Consider the following 20,770-nt stretch of genomic DNA (forward strand, 5'->3'; position numbering starts at 1 on the left):
AGGTCATCGCCGACGGAGGCTAAAAGTGGCAGGCTTGGCCCTTTCTTCAGGGCGGCCTTTCAGATTATGCAGTTACAAAAATTAGTCAACATGTTTGGTGGCGATCTTGCCCGCCGCTATGGTGAAAAAGTCCATAAGCTTACCCTGCACGGCGGCTTTAGCTGCCCAAATCGCGATGGCACGATGGGTCGCGGGGGCTGCACTTTCTGTAACGTTGCCTCTTTTGCTGATGAGACCCAGCAGAATCACGCCATAGCCGAGCAGCTCGCATACCAGGCGACGCGGGTTAACCGCGCCCGGCGCTACCTGGCCTATTTCCAGGCCTATACCAGCACCTGGGCCGAGGTGCAGGTGCTGCGGGCGATGTACCAGCAGGCGGTGAGCCAGGCCAATATTGTCGGGCTGTGCGTCGGGACGCGCCCGGACTGCGTCCCGGAGGCGGTGCTGGATCTGCTTAGCGAATACCAGCAGCAGGGGTATGAGGTCTGGCTGGAGCTGGGCCTGCAAACGGCCCACGATAAAACCCTGCACCGCATCAACCGCGGCCACGACTTCGCCTGCTACCAGCGTACCACCCGGCTGGCCCGCCAGCGTGGGCTGAAGGTGTGCAGCCATCTCATCGTTGGCCTGCCGGGGGAGGGTGAGGCGGAGTGCCTCGCGACGCTCCAGCGGGTGGTGGAGACCGGCGTTGACGGCATCAAGCTGCATCCGCTGCATATCGTTACCGGCAGCACAATGGCAAAGGCCTGGCAGGCTGGGCGGCTGAACGGTATTGAGCTGGATGCCTATACCCTGGCCGCCGGGGAGATGATCCGCCATACGCCGCCGGAGGTGATCTACCACCGCATCTCCGCCAGCGCCCGCCGCCCGACCCTGCTCGCGCCGCTGTGGTGCGAAAACCGCTGGACCGGCATGGTGGCGCTCGATACGTACCTCAACGCCCACGGGGCGCAAGGCTCCGCGCTGGGTAAGCCCTGGCCAGTGGCATAACGCCAGACGGTGCGGGCGACATTTTTTGCACAACCTTCAACGCTTTGCTCAGAATTGAGTATTATTGTGCGACGTTGTGGTGAAGGAACTCGTTAATGAAGCAAATCCGCTTACTCGCGCAGTACTATGTCAATCTGATGATGAAGCTTGGCCTGGTGCGCTTCTCCATGCTGCTGGCCCTCGCGCTGGTGGTCCTGGCGATTGTTGTCCAGATGGCCGTTACCATGGTGCTGCATGGCCGGGTTGAGAGCATCGACGTGATCCGCTCAATCTTCTTCGGGCTGCTGATCACCCCCTGGGCGGTCTACTTCCTGTCGGTAGTGGTTGAGCAGCTGGAGGAGTCCCGCCAGCGGCTGTCAAAGCTGGTGGAGAAGCTCGAGGAGATGCGCGAGCGCGACCTCAAACTTAACGTTCAGCTGAAAGAGAACATCTCCACGCTCAATCAGGTGATCAACGATCGCGCCATCGCTGAGGCCGAGCGCCAGGCGACCTTTGAGCAGCTTAAAATTGAGATGAAAGAGCGCGAGCAGACGCAGATCCAGCTGGAGCAGCAGTCCTCATTTTTGCGCTCGTTCCTCGACGCCTCGCCGGATCTGGTCTTCTACCGCAACGAAGATAGAGAGTTCTCCGGCTGCAACCGGGCCATGGAGCTGCTGACCGGCAAAAGCGAGAAGCAGCTGGTTAACCTGAAGCCGGACGACGTCTACTCGCCGGAGGCGGCGGAGAAGGTCAACGAAACCGATGAGAAGGTGTTTCGGCACAACGTCTCCCTGACCTACGAACAGTGGCTGGAGTACCCTGACGGACGTAAAGCCTGCTTTGAGATCCGCAAGGTTCCCTACTACGACCGGGTGGGTAAGCGCCACGGGCTGATGGGCTTTGGCCGGGATATTACCGAGCGCAAGCGTTATCAGGATGCGCTGGAGCGTGCCAGCCGGGACAAAACCACCTTTATCTCTACCATCAGCCACGAGCTGCGTACGCCGCTTAACGGCATCGTCGGCCTGAGCCGTATTCTGCTCGACACCGAGCTGAGCGACGAGCAGGAGAAGTACCTGAAGACCATTCACGTCTCTGCGGTGACGCTGGGTAATATCTTCAACGATATTATCGACATGGACAAGATGGAGCGCCATAAGGTGCAGCTGGACAACCAGCCGGTGGACTTCACCAGCTTCCGGGCCGATCTTGAAACGCTTTCCGGGCTACAGGCCCAGCAGAAGGGGCTGAGCTTTGTCGTCGAGCCGACGCTGCCCCTGCCGCATAAGGTAATAACCGACGGCACCCGGCTGCGGCAGATCCTGTGGAACCTGATCAGCAACGCGGTGAAGTTTACCCAGCAGGGCCAGGTGACGGTGCGCATTCGCTATGACGATAACGAGATGCTGCGCTTTGAGGTAGAGGACTCCGGTATCGGCATCCCGCCGGCGGAGCAGGATAAAATTTTCGCCATGTATTATCAGGTCAAGGATAAGCACGGCGGCAAACCGGCTACCGGGACCGGGATTGGCCTCGCGGTCTCGCGGCGGCTGGCAAAAAGCATGGGCGGCGACATCACGGTCAGTAGCCAGCCGGGCAAAGGCTCGCGCTTTGTGCTGACGGTGCACGCTCCTGCCGTGGCAGAAGAGGTGGAAGACGGCTTCGAAGATGACGATATGCCGCTCCCGGCTCTCAACGTGCTGCTGGTTGAGGATATCGAACTGAACGTGATCGTAGCCCGTTCGGTGCTGGAGAAACTGGGCTGTAGCGTCGACGTTGCCATGACCGGGACAGAGGCGCTGGCAATGTTTACGCCGGGCGAGTACGACCTGCTGCTGCTGGATATCCAGCTCCCGGACATGACGGGGCTGGATATCTCCCGTCAGCTGACGCAAAACTACCCTCGGGAGGATCTGCCCCCGCTGGTGGCCTTGACCGCCAACGTACTGAAAGATAAAAAAGAGTACCTTGACGCGGGGATGGACGACGTCCTGAGCAAGCCGCTGGCCGTTCCGGCGCTGACCGCGATGATCAAGAAGTTTTGGGATACCTGCGACGACGAAGAGGAGAGTGCGATGGAACCTGTCGATAACGATAAGGCACAAACGCTGTTAGATATTCCGATGCTGGAGCAGTACCTGGAAATTATTGGTCCAAAGGTGATCGTCGACGGCATCGCGATGTTCGAGAAGATGATGCCAGGCTATATCGCTATTCTCGAGTCAAACCTGACTGCGCGTGACCAGAAGGGTATTGCGGAGGAGGGGCATAAGATCAAGGGCGCGGCGGGCTCGATTGGTCTGCGTCGCCTGCAACAGCTGGGCAAGCAAATTCAGTCTTCGGATCTGCCGGCGTGGTGGGATAACGTAGGCGAATGGATTGAGGAGATGCGGCTGGTCTGGCAGGACGATATTACGGTGCTTAAGGCGTGGGTTGCCGGAGCGGGGAAAAAATGACCCCGGATAGACCGGGGTGCGCGAATACTGCGCCAACACCAGGGAAATTGTGGCCGTGCCGGAATTTTTTGTGTTGGTTATTTGCTGGGCACAGGCGGAAATAGTGGTAAGCCCGCACATAAGATAGCAAATCTTAACTTATTTGTTATATGAATCGACGAAATGTGTGAAGCATAGCGCCCTTATCAAAATTTTTAATAATCGTCAGCATCTTGCAGGAAAGGATCATCAAAATGAAAAAAGTGGGAGTGGTACTGAGCGGCTGCGGCGTTAACGATGGAACTGAAATTCATGAGGCCGTCATTACGCTGTTAGCCATCGCCCGTGGCGGCGCGGAGGCGGTCTGTTTTGCACCGGATAAGCCCCAGGCAGACGTGATTAACCATTTGACCGGTGATGCGATGGCGGAGAGCCGTAACGTGCTCATTGAAGCGGCGCGTATCGCTCGCGGTGCGATCCAGCCGCTAAGCCAGGCTTCTGCCGACGCGCTGGATGCGCTCATCGTTCCCGGCGGCTTTGGCGCGGCCAAAAACCTCAGCAATTTCGCCAGCCAGGGCGCGGAGTGTAGCGTAGATAGCGGACTGAAGCAGCTGGCGCTGGCGATGCACGCCGCCGGTAAACCGCTGGGGTTCATCTGCATTGCCCCGGCCATGCTGCCGAAAATCTTTGATTTCCCACTGCGCCTGACCATCGGTACAGACGTCGACACCGCTGAGGTGCTGGACGAGATGGGCGCGGAACATGTGACCTGTCCGGTAGACGACATCGTGGTGGATGAAGAGAACAGGGTGGTGACGACTCCCGCCTATATGGTGGCGCAAAATATCGCCGAAGCCGCCAGCGGCATTGAGAAACTGGTCACGCGCGTGCTGGTGCTGGCGTAATGGCGTTACGCAGTACCTCGTTGAAGGCAAAAATAAAGCGTCTCCTGCTGCGTACGCTGCTGGGACTGGCCCTGCTCTGGGGCGGCGGCATTGTGCTGTTCAGCTTTATGCCGGTTCCCTTCTCGGCGGTGATGGCGGAGCGCCAGATATCGGCCTGGCTGGGCGGCAATTTCAGCTATGTGGCCCACTCGGACTGGGTGGGTATGGATGACATCTCGCCGTGGATGGGACTGGCGGTGATTGCCGCTGAGGATCAGACCTTCCCGGCGCACTGGGGCTTTGACGTCGACGCCATTCAGAAAGCGGTCTCCCATAACGAGCGTAATGCCAGCCGGATCCGCGGTGCGTCTACGCTCTCCCAGCAGACGGCAAAAAACCTCTTTCTCTGGGACGGGCGCAGCTGGCTGCGTAAAGGGCTGGAGGCGGGGCTGACGCTGGGAATGGAGACGGTGTGGAGCAAGCGGCGGATCCTGACGATCTACCTCAATATTGCCGAGTTTGGCGAGGGGGTATTTGGCGTCGAGGCGGCGGCACAGCGCTATTTTAATAAGCCCGCCAGCCGCCTGACGATGTCAGAGGCCGCGCTGCTGGCGGCCGTGCTGCCCAATCCTATCCGCTTTAAGGCTGGCGCACCCTCCGGCTATGTGCGCAATCGCCAGGCGTGGATCATGCGCCAGATGCGTCAGCTAGGGGGAGAGGCGTTTATGACCCGGTATTCGCTGCACTAAGCCCGCTGGCGAGCGCGGGCTGAGCGATAAAGCGCTGCCACAGGCGGGCCTGCTTACGGGCGCAGGCCCAGCCTGACCAGGTTGCCAGCGGGATCAGCGTGCCTTCGCCAATGTTGTCGCACACCACCGGCACCACTTCATTCGGGCTGATGCGGCGGCACAGCACGTTCTGCGGCTTCAGGTTCATGGTGACGATGCGGTTTTTGTGCAGGTAGCTTTTCAGCGTCCTGAGCAGCGGGTAGAGCGCCTTGCTGTTGCCTGCTTCGCGGCACTGGGCGGCATACTCCGTCAGCGTTTTTGATGGCGAGCCGTCAAAGTCGGTAATGATGTCATAGACGTACCCGGTCCCGAGATCGGTCTCCACCGTGCCGTAGTAGCGCGGTAGTCCGCTCCAGTCGGTTAAACGGCGTGACAGATGGGCGTAGTAGCTCAGCTCGCGCTTGATCTCTTTATCGCCGCCGCTCTCGTAGTTGTAGATAATCTTAATACAGCGCTGGGCATTGTCCGGATGGGCATAGCACTGACGGTGCCGTCCGGTGCCCAACGGCGTGAGATGGGATAAGCGAATCATAAGTTGTCCTGCTTGTTCTGAGAATTGTTCTGGAAACAATTCAAGTATGGCCAGGCAACTTAAATGAAAAATAAACGACTAGCTTAAGGTTATCTTAAGGAAACATTGGCAGGGGTTAAGCGCACAAATTGTGCAATTCCCCGGAGGCGTGGTGCTTACCGGGGCGACATGCAATTAATCTTCATCAAAACCGGCGTTGAACAGGGCGATGACGGCGGCGAGCGCCTCCTGCTCCTGCGGGCCGCTGGCTTCGATCTCTATCTGGCGGCCTTTGGCGGAGTCGAGCATTAGCAGCGCAATCACGCTGCTGGCTTCCGCCTCGGTGCCTTCATCATTACGCAGCAGCACTTCCGCATCAAACCCCTGAACCAGCTCGAACAGCTTCATCGCCGGGCGAGCGTGCATGCCCAGCGTGTTGGTGATCTCAACGGTCTGTTTGACGGTCATGTTTTGCGTTTTTCCAGGGTGCGGTGACGGGACTGTACGTTTTTACCCCGCGAGCGGAAGTAGTCCGCCAGCTGCTCGGCAATGTAGACCGAACGGTGCTTACCCCCGGTACAACCAATAGCAACGGTCAGGTAGCTGCGGTTGTTGGTCTCCAGCATGGGCAGCCACAGCTCGAGATAGCTGCGGGTCTGGTAGATAAAGTTGTGCACTTCAGTATGCCGATCCAGAAAAGCCGCTACCGGTTTATCAAGGCCGGTCATCGGACGCAGCTTCGGATCCCAGTGCGGGTTCGGCAGGAAGCGGACGTCAAAGACGTAGTCGGCATCAATGGGAATACCATGCTTGAAGCCGAACGACTCAAAGACCATGGTCAGCTCGCGCTCGCGCTTGCCCAGCAGGCGGGTTCGCAGCATCTCCGCCAGCTCGTGCACCGACATTTCTGAGGTATCAACGATCAGATCCGCCCGCGAGCGCAGCGGCTCCAGCAGGTCGCTCTCTTCGTCAATGGCGCTCTCCAGCGACAGGTTCTTACTGGAGAGAGGATGCAGGCGTCGGGTGTCGCTATAGCGACGGATCAGCGTATTGCGATCGGCATCAAGGAACAGCAGCTGCGGCGAAAAGGCCGTCGGCAGGTTGTTCATCGCCTGTTCAAAAATTTCCGGCGACTCCGGCATGTTGCGCACGTCAATGCTGACGGCTGCAGAGATATGGCGGTCGACCAGCGATTTTGCCAGTTCGGGCAGCAGCACAACCGGCAGGTTATCCACGCAGTAGAAGCCCATGTCTTCCAGCGCTCGCAGGGCAACTGATTTCCCCGAGCCCGAGCGACCGCTGACGATCATCAGTACCATGTACCGTTTCTCCTCAGGAGAGCAAATAGAAAAGCGTTTTCCCGGTTACGCATCATCGTGGCTGCCTTCGCTATCCGTGATGATCTGATACAGCTCTTCATCGCTCTGTGCGGCGCGCAGGCGTCGACAGATGGTTTTGTCCGCCAGGCGGCGAGCAACGAGGGAGAGCGTGTGCAGATGCGTCTTTGTCTGATCGGCAGGAACCAGCAGGGCAAAGAGCAGATCGACCGGCTGATTATCGATAGCATCAAAGGCGATAGGCGTCTCCAGCTGCACAAAAACGCCGACGGCGCGCAGGGTGTCTTCCTCGACCTTGCCGTGGGGGATCGCGATACCGTTGCCAATACCGGTACTGCCCATTTTCTCACGGGTCAGGATGGCTTCAAAGACCACCTGCGGCGGCAGGCTGAGCTGCTTTGCAGCCAGCTCGCTGATAATTTCCAGCGCACGCTTTTTACTCTGGCAGTGCACGCCGCTACGGGTACATTCCTGGTTAAGGACATTGCTCAGTTGAAGAGCGGAATCGTTGTTCATCATAAATTCACCTAAGCGTTTTTCGCGCAGACAACCTGCTGCGTCGCCACAGCAGGTTGCTAACTGCCGTCGAACGCCCGGACAATTAGTATTGTTTCAGTTTATCTTTATGTTTGGTTAACTGTCGCGCCAGTTTATCAATTAAACCGTCAATGGCCGCATACATGTCTTGCCCTTCCGCACTGGCGTGGAGTTCGCCACCGTTTACGTGCAGTGTGGCATCCGCGACGTGCGTCACTTTCTCCACTTTTAACACAATGTAGACCTGATTGATCCGCTCAAAGTACTGCTCCAGCTTAGCAAATTTTGTACTGACAAAATCGCGCAGTGCTTCAGTAATTTCGACATTGTGCCCTGTAATGTTGAGCTGCATAGTGTCTTCCTTATCGGTTGGGTCACACCAGCTGCTTGCGCTGGTTAGACGGCGGGATGGATAAAGACTCTCGATACTTCGCAACGGTGCGGCGAGCCACCATGATACCCTGGTCGGACAGCAGGGTGGTCAGCTTACTGTCGCTCAGTGGTTTCGCAGGGTTTTCTGCGGCTATCAGCTTCTTCACCAGCGCCCGGATCGCCGTCGACGAGGCTTCGCCGCCGCCTTCGGTGTTCACATGGCTGGAGAAAAAGTATTTAAGCTCAAAAATGCCCCTCGGGCTGTGCAGGTACTTCTGGGTTGTCACACGTGAAATAGTGGATTCGTGCATCTCGACGGCCTGGGCGATATCCGCCAGCACCATCGGTTTCATAAACTCTTCACCCTTGTCGAAAAAGGCCTGCTGCTGTTCAACGATGCAGCGGCTGACGCGTAGCAGGGTATCGTTGCGGCTCTCCAGGCTCTTAATCAGCCACTTGGCCTCCTGAAGATTGCTGCGAATATATTGGCTGTCGGCGTCGTTGCGCGTGCCGCTACACATGCCAGCGTAGTGCTGGTTGATCTGCAGGCGCGGAATGCTGTCAGCGTTCAGCTCCACCGTCCAGCGACCGTTATGCTTACGCACCAGCACGTCGGGGATCACATACTCCGGCTCGCCGGTCTGGATCGACTGGCCTGGGCGCGGATCCAGAGACTGGATCAGATTTACCGCCTCTTTCAGCACCTCTTCCTTCAGGCGAGTAACGCGCATCAGGGTGCGGAAATCGTGGTTGGCCAGCAGGTCGAGGTGATCGCTGATGATCAGTTTCGCTTCGGCCCGCCACGGCGTATCGTTGGCGAACTGGGAGAGCTGGATCAGCAGGCAGTCGCGCAGGTCTCTTGCCGCCACGCCCACCGGATCGAAACGCTGGACGCGTTTCAGCACCGCCTCGACCTCGTCCAGCCCAACGTTGCTGTCGCCCATGCTGTCGAGGATATCCTCCAGCGAGACGGTCAGGTAGCCGGTCTCATCCACGGCATCGACAATGGAGGTGGCAATAGCGCGATCGGTATCGGAGAAGGGCGTCAGCTCCACCTGCCACATCAGGTAGTCCTGTAGCGACTGGGTTGTTTCACCCTGGTAGACGGGAAGCTCGTCGTCCTGATAGTCCACGCCGTTGCCCGACGGCGTACCGGCGGTGTAGATCTCATCCCAGCTGGCGTCCAGCGGCAGCTCCTCGGGCATATCTTTCTGCTCAAGGGCGTCGGCGGAGTCTAACGTTTCGGTATCCTGAGACTGCTGTGCGTCTATCTCATCGTGAAGATCGGTCTGCTCCAACAGCGGGTTGCTATCCAGCGCCTGCTGAAGTTCTTGCTGAAGTTCCAGCGTAGAGAGCTGCAACAGACGAATAGCCTGCTGCAGTTGGGGCGTCATGGCGAGCTGTTGGCTTAGCCGCAGTTGCAAACCTTGCTTCATGTTCAGAGCACTTCTCTCCCGCTAAAACATTACAGTTACTAACCCTATCAGAGTCTGAAGTCTTCCCCAAGATATACGCGTTTAACCTGTTCGTCTTCAAGGATTTGCTGCGGCGTGCCGTGGGCAATTAAATGTCCCTGGCTAACGATATAGGCGCGCTCGCACACCGCCAGCGTTTCACGCACGTTATGGTCGGTGATCAGCACCCCCAGTCCGCTGTCGCGCAGGTGCTCAATGATGCGTTTGATATCGATAACGGAGATGGGATCAACGCCAGCAAACGGTTCATCCAGCAGGATAAATTTAGGGTTGGCGGCCAGTGCACGGGCGATCTCAACACGGCGGCGCTCACCACCGGAGAGAGCCTGACCGAGGCTGTCGCGCAGGTGCTCAATGTGAAACTCTTCCATTAGCTCATTGGCGCGGTCTTCGCGCTGCTCGGAGGAGAGATCGTCACGGATCTGCAGTACGGCCATCAAGTTATCATACACGCTCAGGCGGCGGAAAATAGAGGCCTCCTGCGGCAGGTAGCCGATACCGCGACGTGCGCGGGCGTGCAGCGGCAGCAGGCTAATATCTTCATCATCAATGATGATATTGCCCGCATCGCGAGAGACAATGCCTACAACCATGTAGAAGGTGGTGGTTTTACCCGCCCCGTTAGGGCCAAGCAGGCCCACAATTTCGCCAGAGTTAACGGTCAGGCTGACATCCTCGACCACGCGGCGGCCTTTATAAGCTTTAGCAAGATTTTTTGCGGTTAACGTTGCCATAACGAATTAGTTACTCTTTTTCGGTGCCGGTTTATTGCCTTTGTCCTGCAGCTGGGACGGAACCAGGACGGTGGTCACGCGCTTGCCTTTTTCGCTAAACGCCTGCATTTTTTGCTCTTTGACCAGATAGGTAATTTTGTCGCCGTTGATGTTGCTATCCTGCTGCTCAAGGAAGGCGTTGCCGGTCAGCACGACAAAGTCATTCTGCAGCTCGTAATGGAGCTGGCCAGCGTGACCCTGCACCGGCTTGCCGTTATCCTGCATCTGGTAGAAGGTGGCCGGATTGCCGTAGCCGTCAATGATCTCTTTGCCTTCCTGACCGCCGGGACGGGTAACGACGACCTTATCGGCATTGATCTTGATCGTGCCCTGAGTCACCACCACGTTGCCGGTGAAGGTGACCACGTTGCCCTGCATATCCAACGACTGCTGGTCAGATTCAATATGGATCGGCTGATCGGTATCGCCGGTCACGGCCAGCGCCGGGACAGAGGCGGCCAGAAGTACGCTGGCAAGCGCAAGATTAAGGCTGAGTTTGTTTATTTTGAATTTCATAGGAGGTTCTAACCTTTTCAATCAGCTCGGCGTTTTGGCTGCGTAAGTTGCCGCGCATTTTCAGGCCGCTGGAATTAAATGTTGTACCGTATAACGTGACCAGATCGTTCGAGGTAACATCCTGAGTAATCAGGTTGATCTGCGCGTTATCCGTCGTAATTTTCCGCAGTTGGGACTCTGCTGTCAGGGCATTGACCTCTACGTTTCCATAAAGATACAGCATACGGTCATCAGTCAGTTTGGCTTTATCTGACCTAATCGACCAGGTCGGCACTTTATTTTCGTCAAAAGTGGTTAATACCGGCTGCGTAAACCAGGAGACCGCCTGGTCAGAGAAATACTCTACATGCTGTGCAATCAGGCGATAGTTCAGCGCCCCTTCCGGACTGTAGACCACGGTATCGGTATGCTCGCTGCGGTAGGTCGGATCGCTATTGTTGATCGTGACCTGGCTGTCATCATCCCGGTCGGTCAAATTGACGCCAATCAATACCAGCACCGCCAGCGATAGCAGAATGATAACCCAACGTCTGGTTTTACTCATATCGATTGCCCTTTGGCCTCTTCCAGTTTGCCCTGCGCCAGCAGCAGCAGATCGCAGACTTCACGTACCGCGCCGCGTCCGCCCTGAATCCGTGTCACGTAGTCCGCGCGCGGCAGCAGCAGCGGGTGCGCATCGGCAACGGCCACGCTTAACCCGATCTCCGCCATCACCGGCCAGTCGATCAGGTCATCCCCCACGTAGGCGACCTCATCGGCGCTGACGCCAAGCGTGCTAAGCAGCTCCCGGTAGGCGATCAGCTTGTCCGACTGCCCCTGATAAAGATGCGTGATCCCGAGCGTAGCGCAGCGGTCTTCCAGCAGCTTGGCCTTGCGGCCGGTAATAATCGCCACCTCGATGCCCGAGGTCAACGCGCAGCGGATGCCGTAGCCGTCGCGCACGTTGAACGCTTTCAGCTCTTCACCATTATTACCCATAAAAATCAGGCCGTCAGACATTACGCCGTCGACGTCCAGGATCAGCAGGCGGATCTTCTCCGCCTTAGCCATCACTTGCGTACTGACCGGCCCATAGCAGGTCGCCAGTGACGCACCAGCATTACTCATTCTCGTATCCTTTTTACACTACGCCTGCGCGCAGCAGATCGTGCATATGTACCACACCCAGCAGCTGGTCGCCATCGGCAACCATCACCGCCGTAATGTGGCGGGACTGCATCAGGTTCAGGACGTCAACCGCCAGCGTGCCTGCGCGGACGCGAATGCCGCCGGGGGTCATGACGTCGGCAATACCTAAGTTTCTGACGTCGGCACCCATATCAAACACGCGGCGGAGGTCGCCGTCGGTAAAGATGCCTTCAATTTTCATGAGATCGTCGCATACCACCGTCATACCCAGATTTTTACGGGTGATCTCCAGCAGCGCATCGCGCAGGGAGGCCTCTTTGCTGACGTGAGGGATCTCATCCCCGGTGTGCATAATATCGTTTACCCGCAGCAGCAGCTTGCGCCCAAGCGCGCCGCCGGGGTGGGAGAGGGCAAAGTCCTCTGCGGTAAAACCGCGCGCCTTCAGGAGCGCCACCGCCAGCGCGTCACCCATCACCAGCGCCGCCGTGGTGCTGGAGGTAGGCGCCAGCCCCAGAGGGCAGGCTTCACGAGGCACCTTAACGCACAGATGGATATCCGCTGCCCGCGCCATGCTGCTCTCTGGACGGCTGGTGATGCAGATTAACGGCACCTGCAAGCGTTTCAGCACCGGAATAAGCGCGAGGATCTCGTTAGATTCACCGGAGTTCGACAGGGCGATAACGATATCCTGAGGTGCAACCATGCCAAGATCGCCGTGGGCGGCCTCGCCTGGGTGCACGAAAAACGCCGGCGTGCCGGTGCTGGCAAAGGTTGCCGCCATTTTACGCCCGATATGGCCAGATTTGCCCATGCCCATCACCACGACTTTACCGGCACAGTAGAACATCTTCTCGCAGGCTTCGGTAAAATCCTGGTTGATATAGCGGTCCAGTTCGGCCAGGCCTTCACGTTCAATGGTCAGTACATCCTTGCCTGCCTGTTGAAAGTCAAAGCCCGGCGGCAAATCTATGTGCGACATAATAGGTTTCCGATTATCCAGTGATATACGGCGATAGCCAGTAAAGCATCGCCATCCATATGATAAAACCGCCGATCAACAGCGCGCCTGCGCCTCTGCCCGTCTGGCGCTGTGGACGCCAGCACAGCAGGGCAAAGATAACGCTGACCGCCAGCATCACGCCGTAGTCACGCGTGAAGGCCAGCGGATTAAAGGAGCCAGGCACAATCAGCGCGGGCAGGCCCAGCACAATGGCGATATTAATAATGCTGGAGCCGATGATATTACCGATAGCGATGTCATCTTCGCCTTTCCGTGTCCCGGCAATAGCGGTAGCCAGCTCCGGCAGGCTGGTACCGATGGCAATTACCGTCAGGCCGATGGTCAGCTCGCTCATCCCCAGCACGTTAGCCAGTACCGTGGCGTTATCAATTACCATTCGGGTCGCCATCGGCATGACGATCAGCGCAACCCCCAGCCAGAGAAAGGCCACCGACAGACTACCCTCGCGGGGCAGCTCCGCCAGCTGCTCCCGGGTAAGGCTATCGTTGCCCTGGCGGCCAATCTTAACAATGAATACCAGCCAGAGCACGGCTAACAGCAGTAAAAAGAGGCCGTCCGCCCGCGTAAGCTGACCATCGTACAGCACCACGCCAGCGAGGGCGCTAACGATCAACATTAGCGGTAATTCACGGCGCAGAATATCAGAATGCACGGTAAATGGATGAAACAGGGCGGCTAAGCCGAGGATTAACAGAATGTTTACGATGTTAGATCCCAGCGCCGTACCGATAGCCAGATCCATCTGCCCGTGCAGGGAGGCAGCCATCGAGACAATGATTTCGGGCAGGGAGGTGCCGATAGTGACCACCGTCATGCCGATGATCAGCGGCGGGATCCCAATGCTACGGCAGAGAATAGATGCGGCAAACACCAGACGATCGGCACTGTAGACCACCAAAAATAAACCAATAATTAACAGCGCCATCGCTAAAAGCATCTAAAGTCCTTTCTTCAGGTATAATCGCCGGTCCGCAGTCAGCGATCGCCAGGCGAAGAGAGGATCGGTAGACACAGCGAGTCCTGATTTTGACTTTAAGCGGCTTAAAAGTAAAACAAATGCCAGCTTTAGCTAACCTATGCACACAATATTCTGTAAAAATATCGTGACCCAGGCGTAATGACGCGCCCTGGTTACACCTAACAAGGCAGAAGGAAAAGTAAATGAGCCAGACGATGGCGAATTTAGTCGATGTCCGTGGCGTCAGCTTCTCCCGTGGCAATCGGTGTATCTTCGACAATATTACGCTGACGGTACCGCGCGGAAAGATCACCGCGATCATGGGGCCGTCAGGGATCGGTAAAACCACGCTGCTGCGCCTGATCGGCGGCCAGATCCCACCGGATGGCGGTGAGATCCTCTTTGATGGCGAAAACGTGCCGGCGATGTCGCGCTCCCGCCTCTACACCGTGCGCAAGCGTATGAGCATGCTGTTCCAGTCCGGGGCGCTGTTCACCGACATGACCGTATTTGATAACGTGGCCTATCCGCTGCGCGAGCACACGCATCTGCCGCCCGCGCTGCTGAAGAGCACGGTAATGATGAAGCTGGAGGCCGTTGGCCTGCGCGGTGCGGCAAAGCTAATGCCGTCCGAGCTCTCTGGCGGTATGGCCCGCCGGGCGGCGCTGGCGCGGGCGATTGCCCTTGAGCCGGATCTGATCATGTTTGATGAGCCCTTTGTCGGCCAGGATCCCATCACGATGGGCGTGCTGGTCAAGCTCATCTCAGAGCTGAATAGCGCGCTGGGGGTGACCTGCATTGTGGTCTCCCACGACGTGCCCGAGGTATTGAGTATTGCCGACTACGCCTATATCGTGGCCGACAAAAAGATCGTCGCCCACGGCAGCGCCCAGGGCTTACAAGAGAATGCCGACCCCCGGGTCCGCCAGTTCCTTGACGGTATTGCGGATGGCCCGGTGCCGTTCCGCTATCCGGCGGGTGACTATCTTCACGATTTATTAGGAACAGGGAGCTAAGCCACTCATGCTGTTAAATGCACTGGCATCGCTTGGGCATCGCGGGATCAAAACGATCGCGACGTTCGGGCGCGCCGGGTTAATGTTATTCAATGCGCTGATCGGCAAGCCCGAGTTTCGCAAGCATGCTCCGCTGCTGGTTCGCCAGCTCTATAATGTGGGCGTGCTCTCGATGCTCATCATCCTCGTCTCCGGGGTGTTTATCGGTATGGTGCTGGGGCTACAGGGTTACCTGGTGCTCACCACCTACAGCGCCGAAACCAGCCTCGGCATGCTGGTGGCGCTATCGCTGCTGCGCGAGCTGGGGCCGGTGGTTGCCGCCCTGCTGTTCGCCGGACGGGCAGGATCGGCACTGACCGCCGAAATCGGCCTGATGCGCGCCACCGAACAGATCTCCAGCATGGAGATGATGGCGGTCGATCCGCTGCGCCGGGTGATTTCGCCGCGCTTCTGGGCGGGGGTGATCTCGCTGCCGCTGCTGACGACGATGTTTGTCGCGGTCGGTATCTGGGGCGGCTCGCTGGTGGGCGTGAACTGGAAAGGTATCGATGCCGGTTTCTTCTGGACGGCGATGCAAAACGCCGTCGATCTGCGCCTCGATCTGGTGAACTGCCTGATCAAAAGCGTCGTGTTCGCTATTACCGTTACCTGGATCGCGCTGTTTAATGGTTATGACGCGATCCCCACTTCGGCAGGGATTAGCCGGGCCACCACACGTACCGTTGTGCACTCATCGTTGACCATTCTCGGCCTCGATTTTGTGCTCACCGCTCTGATGTTTGGGAACTGAGTAGATGCAAACGAAAAAAACAGAAATTTGGGTGGGTATTTTTCTTCTGATTGCCCTGCTGGCGGCGCTCTTTATCTGCCTGAAGGCGGCGGACGTCGCCTCTATGCGGACTGAGCCGACCTACCGGATCACCGCCACCTTCGACAACATTGGCGGCGTCAAGGTCCACTCGCCGGTGCGTATTGGCGGCGTCGTCGTGGGACGCGTGGCTGATATCGAGCTCGATCCGAAAACCTATCTGCCGCGCGTGTCGCTGGATATCGAAGAGCGCTATAACCAGATCCCCGATACCAGCTCGCTGGCTATTCGTACCTCCGGCCTGCTGGGCGAGCAGTACCTGGCGCTCAACGTCGGGTTTGACGATCCTGAGCTGGGAAGTTCTATGCTTAAAGACGGCAGCACCATTCAGGATACCAAGTCCGCAATGGTACTGGAGGACCTGATCGGACAATTCCTTTACAACAGCAAAGGTAGCGACAATAAGAGTTCAGGCGATGCGCCAGCGCCGGGCGCTGCCGATACTGAAGTTGCACCGTCCGCCACCCCGACGAATCCATGAGGAGAAGTGACGCATGTTTAAACGACTGTTAATGATTGCCGTACTGGCTATCGCTCCGCTGACGGCAGCGACCGCCGCCGACCAGAGCAACCCGTACACGCTGATGCAGGAAGCGGCGCAAAAGACCTTCGATCGCCTTAAAACCGAGCAGCCGAAAATCCGCGCTAACCCTGACTACCTGCGCGACGTTGTTGATCAAGAGCTGCTGCCCTATGTGCAGGTGAAATATGCCGGCGCGCTGGTGCTGGGCCGTTACTATAAAGACGCGACCCCGGCACAGCGTGATGCTTACTTCGCTGCCTTCCGTGAATACCTGAAGCAGGCCTATGGCCAGGCGCTGGCGATGTATAACGGCCAGACCTACCAGATTGCGCCAGAGAAACCGCTGGGCAGTGCCTCTATCGTGCCGATCCGCGTCACCATTAACGATCCCAACGGCCGTCCACCGGTACGCCTGGACTTCCAGTGGCGTAAGAACAGCCAGACCGGTAACTGGCAGGCCTATGACATGATTGCCGAAGGCATCAGCATGATCACCACCAAACAGAACGAATGGAGCGACCTGCTGCGTACCAAAGGCATCGATGGTCTGACCGCACAGCTGAAATCGATCTCCCAGCAGAAAATCACCCTGGACGAGAAGAAATAATGGCTGACCAGCTACGCTGGACGCGCGATGGCGAACGGCTGGCTCTCGAAGGAGAGCTGGATCAGGACGTGCTGAACGGCCTGTGGGAGGCGAGGGCAGAGGCACTGAACGGCGTTGACGTGATCGACCTGACCGGGGTAGCCCGCGTCGACACGGCCGGCGTTGCCCTGCTGGTTCACCTGGTGGCGTTTGCCAGAAAACAGGGGCGCTCGATAGTGCTTGAGGGCGTTAGCGATAAGGTTCGCACCCTGGCCCAGCTCTATAACCTGCCGGGCGATGCGCTGCCACACTAATATTTTCAGTACGTTACTACTCATAGCCTCGCTTGATTGACAAGCGAGGCTTTTTGCTTATTTAAGACAGCGCCACTTTCCTCTAAGATGTTGGACTGTTTTCACTACCAGATGAATTAAAGCCCATGGAAAATCATGAAATCCAGACCGTGCTGATGAACGCACTCTCCCTTCAGGAAGCCCACGTTAGCGGCGATGGCAGTCACTTTCAGGTTATTGCGGTGGGTGAAATTTTTGCCGACATGAGTCGCGTGAAGAAGCAGCAGGCCGTCTATGCGCCGCTGATGGAGTATATCGCGGACAACCGCATCCACGCCCTGTCGATCAAAGCCTACACGCCTGCCGAGTGGGCGCGCGATCGTAAACTCAACGGTTTTTGAGCTGGCGGTCGCTGACCGGCAGTACGTATGAATTCTTAACAGAGAAGAGATGAATGGATAAGTTTCGTGTACAGGGGCCTACCCGGCTTCAGGGCGAAGTGACAATTTCAGGAGCGAAAAACGCAGCGTTGCCAATTCTTTTTGCCGCCCTGCTGGCAGAAGAGCCTGTCGAAATTCGTAACGTTCCGAAACTGAAAGATATCGATACCACCATGAAGCTGCTGAGCCAGCTCGGTATGAAGGTAGAGCGTAACGGTTCCGTCTGGATGGACGGCAGCGCGGTAAATATCTATCGCGCACCTTATGAGCTGGTGAAGACCATGCGCGCCTCGATCTGGGCGCTGGGTCCGCTGGTGGCGCGTTTTGGCAAAGGTGAAGTCTCCCTGCCGGGCGGCTGCGCTATCGGCGCGCGTCCGGTGGATCTGCATATTAGCGGCCTGGAGCAGCTGGGTGCAGAGATCAAGCTGGAAGAGGGCTACGTTAAAGCTTCCGTTAACGGTCGCCTGAAAGGGGCGCATATCGTGATGGATAAGGTCAGCGTTGGCGCGACCGTCACCATCATGTCGGCGGCGACGCTGGCCGAAGGCACAACCATTATCGAAAACGCCGCCCGTGAGCCGGAGATTGTCGATACGGCAAACTTCCTCAACACGCTTGGGGCGAAGATCACCGGCATGGGTACCGACAGCATTACCATTCAGGGCGTTGAGCGCCTGGGCGGCGGTGTCTATAGCGTGCTGCCTGACCGTATCGAAACCGGGACCTTCCTGGTGGCGGCGGCCATCTCCGGCGGCAAAATTGTTTGCCGCAAGGCCCAGCCGGACACCCTGGACGCGGTGCTGGCCAAGCTGCGCGAAGCGGGCGCGGATATTGAGCTGGGCGAGGATTGGATCAGTCTGGATATGCACGGCAAGCGCCCGAAAGCGGTTAACGTGCGCACCGCGCCGCACCCGGCGTTCCCGACGGACATGCAGGCGCAGTTTACCCTGCTGAACCTGGTGGCAGAAGGCACCGGCGTCGTGACGGAAACCATCTTCGAAAACCGCTTCATGCACATTCCGGAGCTGATCCGTATGGGCGCGCATGCGGAGATCGAGAGCAATACTGCGATCTGCCACGGCGTGGAAAAACTCTCTGGTGCTCAGGTGATGGCAACCGATCTGCGTGCTTCTGCAAGCCTGGTGCTGGCGGGCTGTATCGCGGAAGGAACCACTATCGTTGAGCGTATCTACCATATCGATCGTGGGTATGAAACCATTGAGAACAAGCTGCGGGCGCTGGGCGCGAATATCGAGCGCGTGAAAGGCGAATAAAGCGTAAGGCTTAATGGAAGGCAGCCCCCTTGCCGTCAAGAGAAGGGGGTTGGCTTGCCGGGTTAACGATAGTTACGCTTTAGGCTGTTTCGCTCTCTCCTTGCGGATCAGCTTAGCGCGATCGATAAACTCGTGAGTGATAGGGTCGTGATAGCGCGACGGCCAGATCACCCACGGATCTGTGCCAATCGCTCTGGCGATGATCTGCTCTCCCTTCGGCCACGGACGCGTTAGCACGTTCGCCAGCGTTGAAGAGCTGAGGCCACTCCTGCGCGACTCTGCCGCCATCGAGGTCCCTTTTTTACGTAGCGCGGCGATGATATCGGCCGGGTGCCAGTCAGTCAGTTTCTGTTCCATTTTTCCTCCCTGTGGTTGCGATAAGCCCTGCGCTAAAACGGTGCGCGGATCTATCATATCCCTTAGGGAGTGTAAGCTCTAATAAGTTCTCATAAAGAGAGGCGAATTTAGGAATTTGCCAGGGGTAATTCCATGGTATTACTGGCGTTACCACAAGGTGCTTATTGGAGCTTTTTGGAATATTCCCGCGCCGTAGCGCGGGGGAAAGGGATTAGCGATCGCGCTGAACGGCGATATGCGCCAGGCCAATCAACGCTTCACGCCATGGGGAGTCCGGCAGCACCTGAAGCGCAGCGATGGCTTTGTCTGCCTCCTCTTCTGCTCGCTGCCGCGTCCACTCCAGTGAGCCGCAGGCGGCCATGGCTTCCAGCACGGGCGTCAGCAGATGGCGGCCGTTACCCTGCTCAATAGCTTCACGGATCATCTGCGTCTGCTCTGGCGTACCGTGACGCATGGCATGCAGCAGCGGCAGGGTAGGTTTGCCTTCGTTGAGGTCGTCACCGACGTTTTTCCCCAGCGTTTCGCCATCGGCGCTGTAGTCCAGCAGGTCGTCGATCAGCTGAAAGGCGGTACCCAGATAGCGTCCATAATCCTGTAGACCCTTCTCCTGTGCCTCGCTGCAGCCCGCCAGAATGCCGGAGCACTGGGAGGCCGCCTCGAACAGACGCGCGGTTTTGCTGTAGATGACCCGCATGTAGTTCTCTTCGGTAATATTCGGGTCGTTCACGTTCATCAGCTGCAGCACTTCACCTTCAGCGATCACGTTGACTGCTTCCGACATGACCTCCAGCACCTTGAGCGAGCCGAGGCTGGTCATCATCTGGAAGGAGCGGGTATAGATAAAATCGCCCACCAGCACGCTGGCAGCGTTGCCAAACGCTGCATTCGCGGTGGCTTTGCCCCGGCGCATATCGGATTCATCCACCACGTCGTCATGGAGCAGCGTCGCGGTGTGGATAAATTCGATTAGCGCCGCGATTGTAACGTGGGCATTTCCCTCATAGCCGACGGCGCGTGCGGCTAGCACGGCGATCATCGGACGGATACGCTTGCCGCCGCCGCTGACAATGTAATACCCCAGCTGGTTGATCAGCTGTACGTCCGAGTCGAGCTGTTGCAGGATTGTCGCATTGACACCCGCCATATCTTGCGCGGTTAACTCATTGATTTTTTCTAAATTCATCGCAAAAGCCGGGCTTAAAGTCCTGTTTATCACCTGTCAAAATGGGATAATAAAGGGTTACGGGTTAGCTATAGTATTGTTGATTGTACTGAAAAAACGCGCCAGATAAACGTCACCATGCATGTTGTGTTTTTTTTCTTCGTCTATTGACGATCGCACTTGTCAAAGGCTCGCGTTTTGCGTAATATTCGCGCCCTATTGTGAATATTTATAGCGCACTCTGAATCACTCGAGAGATGTGCGCGGAAGCGGAGTTTTTTATGTACGCGGTTTTCCAAAGTGGTGGTAAACAACACCGAGTAAGCGAAGGTCAGACCATTCGCCTGGAAAAGCTGGACATCGCAACTGGCGAAACTATTGAGTTCGCTGAAGTTCTGATGGTCGCAAACGGTGAAGAAGTCAAAATCGGCGTTCCTTTCGTTGATGGCGGCGTTATCAAAGCTGAAGTTGTTGCTCACGGTCGTGGCGAGAAAGTTAAAATCGTTAAGTTTCGTCGTCGTAAACACTACCGTAAGCAGCAGGGCCA

26 protein-coding genes are annotated in these 20,770 nt (G+C 57.3%); 12 read left to right on the plus strand and 14 right to left on the minus strand.

What is annotated here, in order from left to right; translation table 11 throughout:
• Nucleotides 1-66 precede the first annotated feature (66 nt).
• The 4 genes from RTP97_RS16480 to mtgA all read left to right on the plus strand — a co-directional run bounded on the left by RTP97_RS16480 (nt 67) and on the right by mtgA (nt 5,037).
• Nucleotides 67-990, plus strand: coding sequence for a TIGR01212 family radical SAM protein (locus tag RTP97_RS16480; protein WP_312415583.1), 924 nt, complete (start codon nt 67-69; stop codon nt 988-990).
• A 95-nt stretch (nt 991-1,085) separates the two neighbouring features.
• Nucleotides 1,086-3,425, plus strand: a complete 2,340-nt coding sequence (gene arcB, locus RTP97_RS16485) for an aerobic respiration two-component sensor histidine kinase ArcB (RefSeq protein WP_312415586.1) — start codon at nt 1,086-1,088, stop codon at nt 3,423-3,425.
• A 233-nt stretch (nt 3,426-3,658) separates the two neighbouring features.
• Entirely contained in the window at nt 3,659-4,309 is a 651-nt protein-coding gene (gene elbB / locus RTP97_RS16490) for an isoprenoid biosynthesis glyoxalase ElbB (protein ID WP_312415588.1), read from the plus strand.
• Nucleotides 4,309-5,037: a monofunctional biosynthetic peptidoglycan transglycosylase gene (gene mtgA / locus RTP97_RS16495; RefSeq protein ID WP_312415591.1), complete on the plus strand. Its 729-nt coding sequence runs from the start codon at nt 4,309-4,311 to the stop codon at nt 5,035-5,037. The genes elbB and mtgA overlap by 1 nt, the downstream gene beginning before the upstream one ends.
• Here the strand turns inward: mtgA and yrbL are convergent.
• The 12 genes from yrbL to RTP97_RS16555 form a co-directional block, all read right to left on the minus strand.
• The gene (gene yrbL, locus RTP97_RS16500; RefSeq protein ID WP_312415594.1) at nt 5,012-5,608 is read right to left on the minus strand and encodes a PhoP regulatory network protein YrbL; all 597 of its coding nucleotides are present in this window, start codon (nt 5,606-5,608) and stop codon (nt 5,012-5,014) included. The genes mtgA and yrbL overlap by 26 nt on opposite strands.
• A 174-nt stretch (nt 5,609-5,782) precedes the next feature.
• Nucleotides 5,783-6,055, minus strand: coding sequence for a PTS phosphocarrier protein NPr (gene npr, locus RTP97_RS16505; protein ID WP_103821363.1), 273 nt, complete (start codon nt 6,053-6,055; stop codon nt 5,783-5,785).
• The gene (gene rapZ / locus RTP97_RS16510) at nt 6,052-6,906 is read right to left on the minus strand and encodes an RNase adapter RapZ (protein WP_312211965.1); all 855 of its coding nucleotides are present in this window, start codon (nt 6,904-6,906) and stop codon (nt 6,052-6,054) included. Before rapZ ends, npr begins: the two co-directional genes overlap by 4 nt.
• 45 nt (nt 6,907-6,951) lie before the next feature.
• Nucleotides 6,952-7,443, minus strand: a complete 492-nt coding sequence (ptsN, locus tag RTP97_RS16515; RefSeq protein ID WP_144817462.1) for a PTS IIA-like nitrogen regulatory protein PtsN — start codon at nt 7,441-7,443, stop codon at nt 6,952-6,954.
• Nucleotides 7,444-7,525: 82 nt separating this feature from the next.
• Nucleotides 7,526-7,813, minus strand: a complete 288-nt coding sequence (gene hpf / locus RTP97_RS16520; RefSeq protein WP_312211966.1) for a ribosome hibernation promoting factor — start codon at nt 7,811-7,813, stop codon at nt 7,526-7,528.
• Between the two features lie 22 nt (nt 7,814-7,835).
• Entirely contained in the window at nt 7,836-9,269 is a 1,434-nt protein-coding gene (gene rpoN / locus RTP97_RS16525) for an RNA polymerase factor sigma-54 (protein WP_312415599.1), read from the minus strand.
• A gap of 47 nt (nt 9,270-9,316) precedes the next feature.
• Nucleotides 9,317-10,042 carry an LPS export ABC transporter ATP-binding protein gene (lptB, locus tag RTP97_RS16530; RefSeq protein WP_103821359.1) on the minus strand — a complete coding sequence of 242 codons (726 nt, stop codon included), beginning with the start codon at nt 10,040-10,042 and terminating at the stop codon, nt 9,317-9,319.
• A gap of 6 nt (nt 10,043-10,048) precedes the next feature.
• Entirely contained in the window at nt 10,049-10,597 is a 549-nt protein-coding gene (lptA, locus tag RTP97_RS16535; RefSeq protein ID WP_312415602.1) for a lipopolysaccharide ABC transporter substrate-binding protein LptA, read from the minus strand.
• Nucleotides 10,566-11,141 (minus strand): LPS export ABC transporter periplasmic protein LptC, encoded by a 576-nt coding sequence (gene lptC / locus RTP97_RS16540; RefSeq protein WP_312415605.1) that lies wholly within the window; start codon nt 11,139-11,141, stop codon nt 10,566-10,568. The genes lptA and lptC overlap by 32 nt, the downstream gene beginning before the upstream one ends.
• On the minus strand, nt 11,138-11,704 hold the full coding sequence (gene kdsC / locus RTP97_RS16545; protein WP_312415608.1) for a 3-deoxy-manno-octulosonate-8-phosphatase KdsC: 567 nt from the start codon (nt 11,702-11,704) through the stop codon (nt 11,138-11,140). The genes lptC and kdsC overlap by 4 nt, the downstream gene beginning before the upstream one ends.
• Nucleotides 11,705-11,717: 13 nt before the next feature.
• Nucleotides 11,718-12,704, minus strand: a complete 987-nt coding sequence (kdsD, locus tag RTP97_RS16550) for an arabinose-5-phosphate isomerase KdsD (RefSeq protein ID WP_312415611.1) — start codon at nt 12,702-12,704, stop codon at nt 11,718-11,720.
• Nucleotides 12,705-12,717: 13 nt separating this feature from the next.
• Nucleotides 12,718-13,683, minus strand: coding sequence for a calcium/sodium antiporter (locus RTP97_RS16555; protein ID WP_312415614.1), 966 nt, complete (start codon nt 13,681-13,683; stop codon nt 12,718-12,720).
• Between the two features lie 224 nt (nt 13,684-13,907).
• Here RTP97_RS16555 and mlaF point away from each other — a divergent pair, with 224 nt between their 5' ends.
• The 7 genes from mlaF (at nt 13,908) to murA (ending at nt 18,704) form a co-directional block, all read left to right on the plus strand.
• Nucleotides 13,908-14,720: a phospholipid ABC transporter ATP-binding protein MlaF gene (gene mlaF / locus RTP97_RS16560; protein WP_312415617.1), complete on the plus strand. Its 813-nt coding sequence runs from the start codon at nt 13,908-13,910 to the stop codon at nt 14,718-14,720.
• A gap of 7 nt (nt 14,721-14,727) precedes the next feature.
• The gene (gene mlaE / locus RTP97_RS16565; protein ID WP_312211974.1) at nt 14,728-15,510 is read left to right on the plus strand and encodes a lipid asymmetry maintenance ABC transporter permease subunit MlaE; all 783 of its coding nucleotides are present in this window, start codon (nt 14,728-14,730) and stop codon (nt 15,508-15,510) included.
• A 4-nt stretch (nt 15,511-15,514) separates the two neighbouring features.
• Complete coding sequence (gene mlaD, locus RTP97_RS16570) at nt 15,515-16,069, plus strand: outer membrane lipid asymmetry maintenance protein MlaD (RefSeq protein WP_312415620.1); 555 nt, start codon at nt 15,515-15,517, stop codon at nt 16,067-16,069.
• 13 nt (nt 16,070-16,082) lie between these two features.
• Nucleotides 16,083-16,718, plus strand: coding sequence for a phospholipid-binding protein MlaC (gene mlaC / locus RTP97_RS16575; protein WP_312415623.1), 636 nt, complete (start codon nt 16,083-16,085; stop codon nt 16,716-16,718).
• Nucleotides 16,718-17,011: a lipid asymmetry maintenance protein MlaB gene (gene mlaB / locus RTP97_RS16580; RefSeq protein WP_312415626.1), complete on the plus strand. Its 294-nt coding sequence runs from the start codon at nt 16,718-16,720 to the stop codon at nt 17,009-17,011. The genes mlaC and mlaB overlap by 1 nt, the downstream gene beginning before the upstream one ends.
• Before the next feature lie 125 nt (nt 17,012-17,136).
• Nucleotides 17,137-17,391, plus strand: a complete 255-nt coding sequence (gene ibaG / locus RTP97_RS16585) for a BolA family iron metabolism protein IbaG (protein WP_042390090.1) — start codon at nt 17,137-17,139, stop codon at nt 17,389-17,391.
• A 53-nt stretch (nt 17,392-17,444) separates the two neighbouring features.
• The gene (gene murA / locus RTP97_RS16590; protein WP_312211978.1) at nt 17,445-18,704 is read left to right on the plus strand and encodes a UDP-N-acetylglucosamine 1-carboxyvinyltransferase; all 1,260 of its coding nucleotides are present in this window, start codon (nt 17,445-17,447) and stop codon (nt 18,702-18,704) included.
• Nucleotides 18,705-18,776: 72 nt separating this feature from the next.
• Here murA and sfsB read toward each other — a convergent pair whose 3' ends face one another.
• Both sfsB and ispB read right to left on the minus strand, forming a co-directional pair.
• Entirely contained in the window at nt 18,777-19,061 is a 285-nt protein-coding gene (gene sfsB / locus RTP97_RS16595) for a DNA-binding transcriptional regulator SfsB (protein ID WP_312415629.1), read from the minus strand.
• A 211-nt stretch (nt 19,062-19,272) separates the two neighbouring features.
• Nucleotides 19,273-20,244, minus strand: a complete 972-nt coding sequence (ispB, locus tag RTP97_RS16600) for an octaprenyl diphosphate synthase (RefSeq protein WP_312415632.1) — start codon at nt 20,242-20,244, stop codon at nt 19,273-19,275.
• A gap of 260 nt (nt 20,245-20,504) precedes the next feature.
• Here ispB and rplU point away from each other — a divergent pair.
• On the plus strand, nt 20,505-20,770 hold a 266-nt coding region (rplU, locus tag RTP97_RS16605), incomplete at its 3' end, for a 50S ribosomal protein L21 (RefSeq protein ID WP_312415635.1).

This window comes from Pseudescherichia sp. (assembly GCF_031998825.1).
Lineage (GTDB): Bacteria > Pseudomonadota > Gammaproteobacteria > Enterobacterales > Enterobacteriaceae > Pseudescherichia.

Coding starts and splice junctions, on each gene's coding strand:
- RTP97_RS16480 (WP_312415583.1), top strand. CDS start 67: ATGCAGTTACAAAAATTAGTCAACATGTTTGGTGGCGATCTTGCCCGC.
- arcB (WP_312415586.1), top strand. CDS start 1,086: ATGAAGCAAATCCGCTTACTCGCGCAGTACTATGTCAATCTGATGATG.
- elbB (WP_312415588.1), top strand. CDS start 3,659: ATGAAAAAAGTGGGAGTGGTACTGAGCGGCTGCGGCGTTAACGATGGA.
- mtgA (WP_312415591.1), top strand. CDS start 4,309: ATGGCGTTACGCAGTACCTCGTTGAAGGCAAAAATAAAGCGTCTCCTG.
- yrbL (WP_312415594.1), bottom strand. CDS start 5,608: ATGATTCGCTTATCCCATCTCACGCCGTTGGGCACCGGACGGCACCGT.
- npr (WP_103821363.1), bottom strand. CDS start 6,055: ATGACCGTCAAACAGACCGTTGAGATCACCAACACGCTGGGCATGCAC.
- rapZ (WP_312211965.1), bottom strand. CDS start 6,906: ATGGTACTGATGATCGTCAGCGGTCGCTCGGGCTCGGGGAAATCAGTT.
- ptsN (WP_144817462.1), bottom strand. CDS start 7,443: ATGATGAACAACGATTCCGCTCTTCAACTGAGCAATGTCCTTAACCAG.
- hpf (WP_312211966.1), bottom strand. CDS start 7,813: ATGCAGCTCAACATTACAGGGCACAATGTCGAAATTACTGAAGCACTG.
- rpoN (WP_312415599.1), bottom strand. CDS start 9,269: ATGAAGCAAGGTTTGCAACTGCGGCTAAGCCAACAGCTCGCCATGACG.
- lptB (WP_103821359.1), bottom strand. CDS start 10,042: ATGGCAACGTTAACCGCAAAAAATCTTGCTAAAGCTTATAAAGGCCGC.
- lptA (WP_312415602.1), bottom strand. CDS start 10,597: ATGAAATTCAAAATAAACAAACTCAGCCTTAATCTTGCGCTTGCCAGC.
- lptC (WP_312415605.1), bottom strand. CDS start 11,141: ATGAGTAAAACCAGACGTTGGGTTATCATTCTGCTATCGCTGGCGGTG.
- kdsC (WP_312415608.1), bottom strand. CDS start 11,704: ATGAGTAATGCTGGTGCGTCACTGGCGACCTGCTATGGGCCGGTCAGT.
- kdsD (WP_312415611.1), bottom strand. CDS start 12,704: ATGTCGCACATAGATTTGCCGCCGGGCTTTGACTTTCAACAGGCAGGC.
- RTP97_RS16555 (WP_312415614.1), bottom strand. CDS start 13,683: ATGCTTTTAGCGATGGCGCTGTTAATTATTGGTTTATTTTTGGTGGTC.
- mlaF (WP_312415617.1), top strand. CDS start 13,908: ATGAGCCAGACGATGGCGAATTTAGTCGATGTCCGTGGCGTCAGCTTC.
- mlaE (WP_312211974.1), top strand. CDS start 14,728: ATGCTGTTAAATGCACTGGCATCGCTTGGGCATCGCGGGATCAAAACG.
- mlaD (WP_312415620.1), top strand. CDS start 15,515: ATGCAAACGAAAAAAACAGAAATTTGGGTGGGTATTTTTCTTCTGATT.
- mlaC (WP_312415623.1), top strand. CDS start 16,083: ATGTTTAAACGACTGTTAATGATTGCCGTACTGGCTATCGCTCCGCTG.
- mlaB (WP_312415626.1), top strand. CDS start 16,718: ATGGCTGACCAGCTACGCTGGACGCGCGATGGCGAACGGCTGGCTCTC.
- ibaG (WP_042390090.1), top strand. CDS start 17,137: ATGGAAAATCATGAAATCCAGACCGTGCTGATGAACGCACTCTCCCTT.
- murA (WP_312211978.1), top strand. CDS start 17,445: ATGGATAAGTTTCGTGTACAGGGGCCTACCCGGCTTCAGGGCGAAGTG.
- sfsB (WP_312415629.1), bottom strand. CDS start 19,061: ATGGAACAGAAACTGACTGACTGGCACCCGGCCGATATCATCGCCGCG.
- ispB (WP_312415632.1), bottom strand. CDS start 20,244: ATGAATTTAGAAAAAATCAATGAGTTAACCGCGCAAGATATGGCGGGT.